Annotated in this window: 12 protein-coding genes; 5 read left to right on the forward strand and 7 right to left on the reverse strand. The window is 24.9% G+C overall.

The annotated features are described in order from the left end of the window. Position 1 precedes the first annotated feature (1 nt). The 4 genes from BRSU_RS09145 to msrA are packed head-to-tail and all read left to right on the forward strand — an operon-like array spanning position 2 to position 3,164. Positions 2-976 carry a hypothetical protein gene (locus BRSU_RS09145; protein ID WP_048595021.1) on the forward strand — a complete coding sequence of 325 codons (975 nt, stop codon included), beginning with the start codon at positions 2-4 and terminating at the stop codon, positions 974-976. An 11-nt stretch (positions 977-987) separates the two neighbouring features. Then, positions 988-1,971, forward strand: coding sequence for a hypothetical protein (locus tag BRSU_RS09150; protein ID WP_048595022.1), 984 nt, complete (start codon positions 988-990; stop codon positions 1,969-1,971). Between the two features lie 45 nt (positions 1,972-2,016). After that, positions 2,017-2,496 (forward strand): peptide-methionine (R)-S-oxide reductase MsrB, encoded by a 480-nt coding sequence (msrB, locus tag BRSU_RS09155; protein WP_048595023.1) that lies wholly within the window; start codon positions 2,017-2,019, stop codon positions 2,494-2,496. Positions 2,497-2,555: 59 nt separating this feature from the next. Beyond that, positions 2,556-3,164 carry a peptide-methionine (S)-S-oxide reductase MsrA gene (gene msrA / locus BRSU_RS09160; RefSeq protein ID WP_048595024.1) on the forward strand — a complete coding sequence of 203 codons (609 nt, stop codon included), beginning with the start codon at positions 2,556-2,558 and terminating at the stop codon, positions 3,162-3,164. 71 nt (positions 3,165-3,235) lie between these two features. Here the strand turns inward: msrA and BRSU_RS09165 are convergent, their stop codons facing one another. The 5 genes from BRSU_RS09165 to lysS all read right to left on the reverse strand — a co-directional run bounded on the left by BRSU_RS09165 (position 3,236) and on the right by lysS (position 9,735). Further along, positions 3,236-4,132 carry a metallophosphoesterase gene (locus BRSU_RS09165; RefSeq protein ID WP_048595025.1) on the reverse strand — a complete coding sequence of 299 codons (897 nt, stop codon included), beginning with the start codon at positions 4,130-4,132 and terminating at the stop codon, positions 3,236-3,238. 16 nt (positions 4,133-4,148) lie between these two features. Then, positions 4,149-6,227 carry an ABC transporter permease family protein gene (locus BRSU_RS09170; protein ID WP_048595026.1) on the reverse strand — a complete coding sequence of 693 codons (2,079 nt, stop codon included), beginning with the start codon at positions 6,225-6,227 and terminating at the stop codon, positions 4,149-4,151. A 188-nt stretch (positions 6,228-6,415) separates the two neighbouring features. After that, entirely contained in the window at positions 6,416-6,844 is a 429-nt protein-coding gene (locus tag BRSU_RS09175) for a copper homeostasis protein (RefSeq protein WP_048595027.1), read from the reverse strand. A gap of 141 nt (positions 6,845-6,985) precedes the next feature. Beyond that, positions 6,986-7,921 carry a putative sugar O-methyltransferase gene (locus tag BRSU_RS14340; RefSeq protein ID WP_209435142.1) on the reverse strand — a complete coding sequence of 312 codons (936 nt, stop codon included), beginning with the start codon at positions 7,919-7,921 and terminating at the stop codon, positions 6,986-6,988. A gap of 281 nt (positions 7,922-8,202) precedes the next feature. After that, entirely contained in the window at positions 8,203-9,735 is a 1,533-nt protein-coding gene (lysS, locus tag BRSU_RS09185; protein ID WP_048595028.1) for a lysine--tRNA ligase, read from the reverse strand. Between the two features lie 388 nt (positions 9,736-10,123). Here lysS and BRSU_RS09190 point away from each other — a divergent pair, with 388 nt between their 5' ends. Further along, entirely contained in the window at positions 10,124-10,576 is a 453-nt protein-coding gene (locus BRSU_RS09190; protein ID WP_048595029.1) for a hypothetical protein, read from the forward strand. 29 nt (positions 10,577-10,605) lie between these two features. Here BRSU_RS09190 and BRSU_RS09195 read toward each other — a convergent pair whose 3' ends face one another. Together BRSU_RS09195 and BRSU_RS09200 are read right to left on the reverse strand one after the other, a co-directional pair. Next, positions 10,606-11,376 carry a 4Fe-4S binding protein gene (locus BRSU_RS09195; protein WP_048595030.1) on the reverse strand — a complete coding sequence of 257 codons (771 nt, stop codon included), beginning with the start codon at positions 11,374-11,376 and terminating at the stop codon, positions 10,606-10,608. A gap of 276 nt (positions 11,377-11,652) precedes the next feature. Further along, the gene (locus tag BRSU_RS09200; protein WP_048595031.1) at positions 11,653-12,744 is read right to left on the reverse strand and encodes an ankyrin repeat domain-containing protein; all 1,092 of its coding nucleotides are present in this window, start codon (positions 12,742-12,744) and stop codon (positions 11,653-11,655) included. Positions 12,745-13,173: the final 429 nt, after the last annotated feature.

The raw sequence follows: 13,173 nt of genomic DNA on the forward strand, positions 1-13,173 counted from the left end.
TATGCTTTTTTTAAAAAATAAACTTATATTATTAATTATAATGCTAATCTTTAGTATTAATGCATATTCTGTAACAATAACTATATTACCATTTGAATGTGCCGATGAAACTTGGATAGAAGAATATAAAGCTGATGATGGTATACCTAGAGTATTAGAAGATTCATTAATAAATACAAAAATGCTAAATGTTACAGACTATGATCTTTTAATATCATATTTTACCTCTTATGATATTGTAGCATCATATAAAAGTATGCAAACTAATTTGCAATTAGCATCTGATTTTATTAAAGAAACATTTAATTCCGATTATATAATAACAGGTGAAATATTAGATTTTAATTTGAAAAAAGGCGGTAAAGATACTGCTAATGTTAAATTTAAAGTAAATCTTATTGATATAAATTCATTAAAAACAGTACAATCATTTACTGATACTGGAGCTTACACATTACCTAATAATAGCCCCGTATATTCATCAGAAGATGCTCTTTTTACAGAAACAGCATTGGGAGCAGCGTCTGCAGTAGCATTAAATAAGATTGCTAATAATATAACAAAATATTTAGGAAATCCTCCTATAACAGGAATAATAACTAGAATAGAAGATAATAAATTATATATAAATATTGGTAAAAATAATAATATTAAAAAAGGAGATGAATTTAACATATACAGAGTAGATAAAGTTCTAAAACTTCCAGAAAATGCAACAACAAATAATATAAGTAATATCCCTAAGATACCTGTTGAAAATAATGAAAATACCAAAGGATATGTATCTGTAAGAAGTAATCAGAAAGGAGATGTATGGTATACAAGCGAAATGCTCTATAAATATAGATTTTATAAAAATGAAGAAACACTAATAACATCAGCTAAAGTTATAGAAATTTATGATTATTATGCTGTATTAGAAAATAACTCTAATGTAAAAATAGAACCAATGATGATAGTAAAAATAAGAAATTAGGAGAATTACTGATGATATCTAAGCAAAACGTTTTATACAATGAAATTGAAAAAGATGATTATTACATATATATAAATCAAAAAACAAATAAAGGTATATTTACACCATATTATAAAGGAAGCTGTAATAGTTTTTTATATGACTTCAAATTAGATATATGCAGAACATTTCATAAAAATGCAAGATCATACTCTATAATTGATATGTCATTGGATGGAACTAAAATTATGACCATTTCTGTTACAGGCAATGATTCTCAAAATAATGTATTTAAAATAATAGAAATAGGAACAAATAAAGTATTATTAGAGATAAATAATCTTTATGTATATGAGGCATTTTTCACAGGAAATCCAAGATATATATTAATTAGAGCAAGAGAAGTAAATATAATGAAAATATTTGTGTATGATGTACAAACTAAAAAAACTATGCATACTTTAAAAGAAAATATACACATCGGAAGTGGATGCTTTGATGAAAATAGAATTATATTTACATATCCTTCTATAACAGAAAATAAAGTTATAAATTATCTAAATTTTAATACTTTAACTGAAAATAAAGAGTTAATAGGATATTCTGACATTAGAGTTTCTAAAATTTTCTATACTGCTAATAAAGAATTACTTTTGGTAGATAATGATGAATCAGTTTCATTATACAGCAACAAAAAAATAATTTGGAAAATTCAATTTCTTTCATTCCTTAATCATTATATAGGAGGATTCTTTTATCTAAAAGAAGATAATAAAGTATATTTAGATACTCCTGCTATAATACAGGAAAAAATGTCTAACAATCAAGTTGATGCTATGGTTCTTTACAGAATAGATGCTTATTCTGGTAATATAGAAAGTATACAATTACCAGCTAAGATAAAATATAAGAAATTTACACATATGTTTGATTATAAATTAATAGATACTGCCGGAAATATATTTGATTTAAGAGATAGAACTGCATATTCATTCCCTTTAAACATACATAGGTAGTATAATGCTATTGATTTTTAAAGAAAAATTTATATAATAGTAATTATGTTAAGAAATATATTAATACTAATTTCAATCTTGATAATCGTTATATCATGTGATGAAGCAGATAATAAAGAAGTATGTAATGTCTGTAATGAAACTAAAACTCTTTCAGCAAAAGAATATCATGTATTAATTAATAAAGGTACAGAAATTCCTTTCTCAGGAGATCTTTTAAATATAAAAGAAGATGGAATATATACATGCAAAATCTGCGATACTCCATTATTTCATTCTGAGGCAAAATTTAATTCAGGAACAGGATGGCCTAGTTTTGATGATGCTATAAAAGAAAATATCAAATTAGTACCTGACGGCGACAGAATTGAAGTTGTATGTGCTAAATGCGGCGGACATATGGGACATGTATTCTATGGAGAAGGTTTTACAGAAAAAGAGACTAGATACTGCATTAATTCTGTTTCTTTAAATTTCGTTAATAAATTCACTAATGAAAATAATAATGAAAATTCTGAAAAATAAATAATATTTCAAGATAATAAAGAACAGCAAATCTAAAATTACGGAGTTTAATATATACTATGATAAAAAAAATAATAATAACAATCTTATCTTTATTATCAATTATTTCATGCTCTGAAAAACTTAACAGTCAAAATATTAATGATAAAGGTAACAATATGAACAATAGTACAGCTATGCCTGAAAATGTAAAATATGCATATTTTTCTTCCGGATGTTTCTGGGGTACAGAATACTGGTTTGAAAAATCAAAAGGGGTTCTTTCAGTTGTAAGCGGATATGCAGGAGGACATAAAGTAAATCCTACATATCAGGAAGTATGCACAGGACTTACAGGACATTTAGAAACTGTAAGAGTTGCTTATGATCCTGAAAAAACTACGTATGAAGAATTGGTTAAACTTTTCTTTGAAACTCATGATTTTACTCAAAAAAATGGACAAGGCCCTGATATAGGATCTCAATATTTATCTGCAATTTTCTATCAGAATGATGAAGAAAAAGAAACAGCAGAAAAATATGTTGCTATGTTAAGAGAAAAAAAATATGATGTTGCTACAACTATAAGGCCGTATAAAAACTTTTATGAGGCAGAAGATTATCATCAGAATTATTACGCTAGAAAAGGTTCTATGCCTTACTGCCACTTTTATACAAAAATATTTTAAGAAAGTTTAATTATAAAAAAATAAAATAGGCTTTAAATTTTAATATTTAAAGCCTATTTTTTATTATTTTATTATTTACTGCTTTTTAAAGTTATTATAACAACTTCAGGATAAGCAAATAATCTAAAAGGCATAAGCACAGCCCCTATTCCTGAAGTAACATAAACCTTCATATTGGCATAATTCATAAGTCCGTAAACAGCAGGAAAAAGAGGATATTCTCTATTTTTATTTATTCCTTCCCATACCCACATAGGAAGAAAACTTATCTGAAGGCCATGTGTATGTCCTGAGAAAAAGAAATCTATAAACTTCATATATCCTCCGTCTTTTGCTCTTTTCAAAGGTATATTAGGTTCATGAGATAATAGTATATGGAAATCTTCGGCTTTAACATTACTAGTAGCGATATCAAATTTAACATCATCAGTTAAAAAATCTCCTACTCCTCCAATAGATATATATTCTCCGCTTTCATTTGTTATAAACAAAATATCATTATCAATTACTTTAAATCCATTAGAGTATAAAGCATTAGAAACATCTTCAGTGCTTTCCCAATTATCATGATTTCCTAAAACTGCATATTTTCCATATTTAGCTTCTAAACCTTTTATACCATTATTGAATTTCTCAGTATTCTTTTTATCATAATGACTGAATTTATGAGGGGCACTATAAATATAATCGCCTGCAAATAATATCATATCAGGTTTTTCATTCATTATTAAGTCAGACATTCTTCTTACATGACTTTCAGGTATATAAAGCCCAGCATGCATATCTGCAGCCAAAGCCAATTTCATATTATCAAAACTTTTAGGCAAATCTTCAAACTCTACAGTAATATATCTAACCCTCATAGAATGAGCTGTTTTATACATATATAGATGCATTATAAATAAAAATATAATCACTACTAAAAATATTATTTTATTTCTTTTTGATACTTTCTTTAAAAAATTCATTTTTAATCCTTAACCTCTATATATAATTGTAATTAGATATTAAAAGCGATAGTACAAATGATAATAATACTATACATAAACTAAATAACACCAATTTAATACTAAATATCATAAATATAGATATTATTACAATAGATAATATTAAAGAAATAATAAAAGATAAACCATATAAACCATTTAATAATAAACTTTTATTCCAAGCATTTATATACTTCGATAATCTTCTGTGAAAAAGAGATAATACAGATGAAGATAACAAAGAAAGCGAAAAAGATAAAACTATTATAAGTAAAATAGTAATATTTTTAATTGAGCTGGAATTTATAATATAATATGCTTTTTCAGCAGAAACAATTTTCAAATCATTATTATTTATTATTTCACTTTTATTTAAAAGCGAATATATATCATCATTGCTAGAAAAAACTATTATACTTTCATTATAAGGAGATTTATCACCTTCTTTAAGATATATAAAACTATTCATAGCAGTTACATCGCCTATAATATCATAATTTTTATCTTTCAAATCGTATATACCGCTTACATAAAAATATCCTGTTTCAAGCCATCCTCTTGATGCTTTTGCTATAAGTGATAAAGCATCTCCTATTTTCAAATTTAAGTAATTGGCTAAATCCTTACCTATTATAATTTCTCTTTTAGGACTTTCAAACATCTCACCTTCTACGATGATATTTGATACGCTCATTCCATTTTCTAATATATTTTTATCATAAGCATAAACTCTTGAATATATGCTTCCTGTTCTTATAACAACTCCAACAGGAAAAGTTAATACTGTCTCTATATCAGCATACTCATCATAAGAAGTAATTTCTTTAAATAATAAATTAGTTATACTATTATTTGTAGATAAATCTATAGAACCATTGAATAAAAATGTATTTCTTGAAGTGTTATTCTTTACTATTCTAAAAATTTTTTCATGTGATTCTTTATTAATATTTTCTTTTGATTTATTTGCAAATGTAAAAAATGATATATACAATACCAAAAATACTATTATATAAGTACATACCAGTCCAAATATAATTAATATATTCTTACTTTTTTTATACTCCTCATCCTGTAAAAATACTTTCTCCCAAACCTGATATTTAACATTGGCTATAATAACTGATAATATATTTATAATAAAAAGTAATGGATATATATAATCAAATTCTAATTTGCCCTTATACAATAATATAAAGAAATATATAATGAAAGATATAGCAAATCCAGAAGCACTATATAATAATTTTGATTTTAATAATTCTCTATAGCTGTAAATAGTGTATGAATTAATAAATATAAATATAGAAAGTAAAACAAATAAATATATTAATATTATATATATTTTATATTTAGAATCATTTTCATTAACCTTATAATCATCTCCCAAAATATCTTTTTTAGTATAAGCAGCAAAGCCATTTCCAAAAATTTGATTTATATCATTATCATAATCAAACAATTTATCGTCGCTTATATTCTGCTTCACATATATTTCAGTAGCAGCATTTTCCAAACCTACAAAATTATTTAAATTATTTATATCTATTAAAGCATAATTATAATTTATATTATCAGACACTTCTATTATAGTGTATTCTTCAGCATTATAATGTCCTGTTTTTGTAATAAGTTTTAATATTATAGTATCATTAGTATTAACATCCAATACAGAAGCTATTGACTTACTTATAATTATTGAATTATCAGGATTAAAATTTTCTAATGCATTATTATTTAAAATACCAAAAACTTCATCATCATTTTTTATATCAATACCATTTATGACAATTTCTTCCTCGCCCAAATGAGATATTAAACTAGCTCTGTATTTCAGTCTTGAAGCTATAGGAACTGATTTAAATATTTCTCTTAATTTCTGCTCTTTATTAGGATAATCTAATATATAATAATCATCTAATATATAATCTCTTGATTCTTTATAAGTACTATTCATTATATTGATATTGCTTAAAGAAGTATCAGAATCATTTTTACTTAAATAATTCACAGAAAATAATGCAGTAAATGTAATTACTATAGATATTAAACAAATAAGTATATTAATTTTTTTCATAAATATCCCAAACAAAAAATAATCATAATATAAAAAGAGATTATATCTTAATAGCCATTTTTGTAAATAGTAAATATTATTTTTTGATAAGTAATTATATATTTAATGATAAACAATATATTAAAAAAATAAAAATGCTGACATATAAAAAATTATACGCCAGCATCATATAATCTAATTAAACTTTATTATTCTTGGAATAAAGGAGTTGTTTTATTAGTATCAAAACCTATAACTTTTGTAACTATTAAAAACATATTTGTAGTGCCTTCTTCCATACCAGGTCTTTCTTCTAAATAACCTTCAACTTTAAGATTAACTTTAGTAGGTTCAGCAAAATTAAATCCTGTATATTCTCTCTCTAAATTAAGATACTCGCCTTCCATAGCTACAGGATAAGTTTTCATTTCTGTGTAATTGCTGAAATTAGCAGAATCAGCATAATAAACGAAATCGCCTTCAAAAGTTTGAGTATTTGAAATTAATTGAGTTTCTTCTGCTGCATTATTATTAGCAGATGCATCTGTGCCTACAGCTACATTTTGAGTGCTTTCTGTTTTATTAGAACAAGAAATTGCAAGCACAAAAATGATAAATAGTAAATAGATTCTTTTCATTTTTACCCTCTTTATTATATTATTTTGTTTTATGTAAAACAAAATAGTATGAAATTAGTAATAAATTTTTCATATTTTTTTTATGAATGTTTTTATTTAAATAACTGTTATTATAAATGATAATTTAATAATTAATTATTACTACCAAATTAACATTTTATTTAAAGGATGTGTATTTGGTTCTTCTTCATATATTTTTATATCTTTTGAAAATTTTATTTTATATTCTTCTAATTTATAATTATCAAAATTAGCTATATTATTATATAATATATAACCATGTTTGGATTTTTTTATGACTTTATCTGTATAAATATCTTGTATTTCTTTTGTGAGTTCACTAAAAGCATAATTTGAAATAAAAATATCATACTCATAATCATTATCATCCAATTTATCTAAAGTTAAAAAATTCAATTTAGACATATCAATATCATCAAATTTACTAATATATTTCTTTGATAATTCCAAAGCACAATCTAAATCAATATATGTATAACTTTCGATATTTTTGAAATAAGACATTATTATCCTCGATTGACCACCATATCCAATTCCTATTTCACATATTCTCAAACCATTCAAATTTTGAAAATAGATAATTAAATCTGATAATATTTTTATATATCTTAAAGTTGTAGGGGCTATTTTACCAATTTCTCTAAATTCTTTAATATCTGCACCTCCATATAAATCATTTCTTTTAAAATCTTCAAAATTCTCTTTTTCAAAAGATTTTCTTTTTAATATAATATCTAAACATAAATTAGCTATTTCATAGTTAACATGTTCAAGTACAGTAATATAATATTTATTTTTTCTAAAAGTATCAAAATAATTATCATTGTATGCTGCTAACATACAAATATTTTTATATCCAAAATTTGAATCTGTTATACTAGTGATATCTTTTGAATTTGTATACGTTAATATGTTATCTATATTGCTTACTTTATCATATAAATAATTAAGATTTTCAAAATGATCATAAAGTAAATTCCTTATAGAATTTCTTAATTTTTTAAAAGGTATCCACCAAACTATATTATCAATATCTTTTCTTAATTTTTCAGTCATTAATTGCCTCCAAAATATTTAAAACACAAATAGCCGATATTTACAATTATCAAAATTGCAAACATCGGCTATAATTTTCAATATATAATATATTAGTTGTCTTGTCTTGTCTTGTCTTGTCTTGTCTTGTCTTGTCTTGTCTTGTCTTGTCTTGTCTTGTCTTGTCTTGTCTTGTCTTGTCTTGTCTTGATATTATTTAACATTTTTAAATCCAAAAGTTGGTTAATAGTAACATATTATAATAATAAATACAAGAGTTACTAATACCATAGTATTTACAACTATTCCAGTTTTCTCATTTGAGGGAAAAGAATAGTATCTCTAATGCTTGCCACATTCAAGAATAATATAGCCATTCTGTCAATACCTATTCCAAGTCCGCCTGTAGGAGGAAGTCCGTATTCCAAAGCATTAATATAGTCTAAATCCATATCCATAGTTTCATCTTCACCGCGTGCTTTTGCTTTTAACTGCTCTTCAAATCTTTCTTTTTGATCTATTGGGTCATTAAGCTCACTGAATCCATTAGACATTTCCATTCCGCCTATAAATAATTCATATCTCTCTGTAATATCAGGATTATCAGGATAAGATTTTGAAAGAGGAGAAACTGCTTTAGGATAGTTAATAACAAATGTAGGCTGTATCAATTTCTCTTCAACTTTTTCTTCAAATACTGCCACCATTACTTCCCATTTAGAAGGTTTAGTTTTAGAAGTATCTATTTCAACACCAACTGATTTAGCTTTCTCTAATGCCTCATCATCTGACTGTATAGCATTGAAATCAAGTCCTGAATGCTCTTTAACCAAATCAACCATAGGTACTCTTGCAAACGGAGGCTTGAAATTAATCTCATAATCCTTATACTCTGAAGTGTATTTTCCATTTAATTTGAAACATACTTTTGAAAATACTTCCTCTACCAATTCCATAACTTTGTGGAAATTAGCATAAGCCATATATGCTTCCATCATAGTGAACTCTGGATTATGTCTTGTAGATATACCTTCATTACGGAAATTTCTATTAAGCTCAAATACTCTGTCGAAACCGCCTACTACAAGTCTTTTCAAATAAAGCTCAGGTGCTATTCTCAAATATAATGTCATATCCAAAGTATTATGATGCGTGATGAAAGGTTTAGCCTTAGCTCCTCCAATTAAAGGGTGCATCATAGGTGTTTCTACTTCTAAAAAGTTATTTTCTATCATTACTTCTCTTATAGCAGAAATCATTTTTGATCTTTTAATAAATGCTTCTTTAACATCATCATTCATTATTAAATCAACATATCTTTGTCTGTAGCGAAGTTCTGTATCTGTTAATCCATGGAATTTTTCAGGCAATGGATTAAGTGATTTAGTTAATAATTTTAATTCATTGGCATATATTGTAATTTCTCCTGTTTTAGTTTTAAAAACAGTACCTTTTACACCTACAATATCACCTATATCTATTAATTTTTTGAATACTGTATTATAAAATTCATCGCCTACTTTATCTCTTTGTATATAAGCCTGAATAGTACCTGCTGAATCCTTTATAGTTAAAAATGAAGACTTACCCATTACTCTATAAAGCATAATTCTTCCGGCAACAGCAACTTCAGTTTCATTCTTCTCTAACTCTTCAAATTTTTCTGCTATATCATGCGATTTATAAGTTACATCATAACTGTTTGGAAATGGGTTTATTCCCATACCTCTTAATGTGTTTAACTTCTCTCTTCTGTTTTCTTTTTCTGCATTTTTTTCTACACTAGTATTTTTTTCATTTTGTGTATTTTCAGAATTGTTTTGATTTTCTGACATTAAATTATCCCTCTTAAATTATTTGTTATTTGTAATGAAATAACATGAAAAATATTGCTATAAATATATATTAAAAACAAAAAAAATTCTATAAAAAATTAACATTATTAAATATAAATATAACTAATCTATGTTTTAATAAAGCATTTATAACCATATTATATTTTAATGTTTCATTAGTAATATTTAAAATATAATAAAACTCATTAAGCCTATTAATAAATCATATAATTGTATAAAAAAATAAAATACTAAATAAAAATTAAATTAACAAAAATTGCAAAGTGATAAAATAGAGTAAATAATTTTAATAGATACTTGTAATTTTTATAATTATATTTATGATATTAAAAAATCATTATTGAAAAAGATGTATTATTATTACCATATGAATAATAAATTAAAAATTATAAAATATAAGGCTATACTATTTTTTATAGGAATGATATTTTTATCAGCATCATTCATTATAATCTATCTTCATTTTAGATTTAATAATGAAGATATAATTAAAGTAAATGCCAATGTAGAAAGTATTGAGCATTATGAATACGGAATCATCAAAAAACAAAAATTTGCAAATATAATTTATAGTTTCACTTATGAAGGAAAAGAAATAATACTTACAAACTCATATTTGGAAGATTCATACAAAGGTATTTCTGTAAATTCAAAAACTGAAATATTATACGATAAAACAAACAACACTATAGTAACCAAGCCAAGAATATATACATTAGTTATAGCATTCATATTTATAATATTAGCAATGGCTGTAATAGTATTTGCATTTAAATTAAAACAAAATAATATATATGTATGGCCTACACTAGATAAGTAAAAATATAGGTTTATTCTATAATAATATAATTAGTTAATATAAAATTCATAATCTTTTGCTTTAGAGCATGATTTTCTCAAAGCAAAATGAACTAGAGTTAACATAATCTTACTAATATATTTAGCTGATGAATTACATATTGAAATGCACCTCATACAGGATATGCATTTATTTTTATCAATTATTTTAGGATTATTAATATCTATTGCCTGAACTGGGCATTTCTTAGCACATAATTTACAATCATTGCATTTGCTTTTAGTTTTTGGCACTAATAATACTTTACTTATTTGTCTATATGGACGATTACCTTTTAATTTATGTTCATCTAAAACTTCAGAAGCATTTATTATTTTATCAGCAAATTCTTTGAGTTTAGCTATATCATTTTCATCTGGTCTATTATAGGCATATTTATAAGCTATGGAATGTTTAGCAATTGCAGCTACAGCAGAAGTAACTTTAAAATTTAACTCTTTCGCTATGTCATAAAGTTCAATTAAAGTATCTTCATAATCTCTATTACCATAAACAGATATAATAACAGTATTAGCTCTATTACCTTTTATTTGAGATATACGCTTTGATGCTATTTCAGGAACTCTGCCTGCATAAGAAGGTACTGCAATGACAACAATATCATCTTGAGATATTTTTACGCTTGAAAAATCCATACTATAATCAGTTAAATCAACTTTTTCTATACTGCTGTTAGTTTTTTGGCTGATTTCTGAAGCAATTGCATCGGCAACCTTTTTTGTTCCGCCTGTTGGGCTAAAAATAATTTCATATATCTTCATATAAAACTCCAAATATAATTTAATTAATTATAATTAACTTTATAAATATTATCTTTAATTAAAAATATTGTAACATATATTATTACAACTATAATAACATATTTTATTGTAATGTCAATAATTACAACTAATTTTTTAAAACGCTATTTTTAAATAGTAGGCTGTTTTATATAAATAAAATAATTTTTATTTTATTAATTTTTTAATAAAAAAACAGCTGAGAACTTCATCATCGGTTATCAGCTGCTCGTTTATCACTTTAAAATATTATTTATATTATTTTTCTAACTCTAATATATCATCATAGCCTTTTTCTCTAGCTATATCAAATACAGTCTTATTTTCCTTATTTACAACTGTAGTATCTGCTCCTTTCTCTATTAAAAGTTTAACAAGCTCTGTTTTTCCATTGTCAATAGCCTGAAGCAGTAAAGGATAACCATCTTCTGAAGGTATAGGAGTATTTACATCGGCACCTTGCTCTATTAAATACTTTGCCATTTCTGTATCACTATTATAAAGAGTACTAGCCAATAATGAAATATTTACATTTGGATAGTATTCTTTAAGTTCATATTTCATAGCAGGATCAATACCTTTTGAAACTAAATATTTTACTATATCCAAACAGCCTGACTGAACAGCATAACGAATTAAAGGATAGCCATAATTATCAACATAATTTATATCAGCTCCATATTCAGCAAGCATTTTTAATTTTTCTAAATCACATTTTGATTCGTCAACTCCAATTGTGTCAAGTAATATAGGAACAGGTTCTTCCCAGCCGTACTCGACATCTACTTCAGCACCTGCATCTAATAATTCTTTCATTATTTTTAAACTATTTTCATTTGTAGACATTACTGCTGAATATAAAGCATCAATATTTCCTTCTCCCCTAAAATTAACATTTGCCCCTCTTTTTATAAACTCTTTTACAAGTTCTAAATATCCTTTTGCAGAAGCTGTTTTTAATGGACTATCATTATCAACATAAGTCTGATCAACATTAACACCATAAGAAAGTAATTCTGTAACCATTTTTTTATCACCGTATTGTAATGCCATTATTAAACTTCTTTCTCCATGTTTCTCTTCAAAGCTTTTTAAAGACTCTGCATCCTTTACATTTTTAAGATCATTAAAAGCCTCTAAATCCCATCCTGGTACTTCACTAATTTCGGCAGTATCAGTATTAATTTCTTCAGTATTATTATCTTCAACATATTCATCATTATTAGATATTTCTGTATTATTGGAATTAATTGCGTTAGTATCTGTAGTTACTTCTGTATTATCAGTTTTTTTAGAATTACAGCTTATTATACTAATTAACATTAAAGCAGTTATAATTAATTTTTTCATTTAATTACCCCTTAATTATTATTTTTTATTATCATATCACAACTAAATATAAAAGTAAAGAAAACATTAATTTCTTATTGCTGCTAGCGATAAACTTATTATTATATATAAAAAATCTCGCCTTAAAATATCTATCAGCTAAAGCTGACAGATGCTCGATTTTTTATTTTTAAATATAGCTGACAACTAAAGTTATCAGCTGCTCGTTTATCGCTTTAAAAATATATTAATAAATAATTCATATTAATTATATTAGCAATAATAAAAAATAATAATTTATCATTATACTGTATATCAATTAAAAAATATATAACCTATTTTATATACCTAAACAAGTGTATTTTGTCAATTTTAATATTTTTTATATGAATTATCAACTTTTTTGTCGCTCAAAAAAGTTGCTGCCACAGGCACGCTTCGCGAAAAAGC

The sequence above is a fragment of the Brachyspira suanatina genome (assembly GCF_001049755.1).
Classification (GTDB): Bacteria; Spirochaetota; Brachyspiria; order Brachyspirales; family Brachyspiraceae; genus Brachyspira; species Brachyspira suanatina.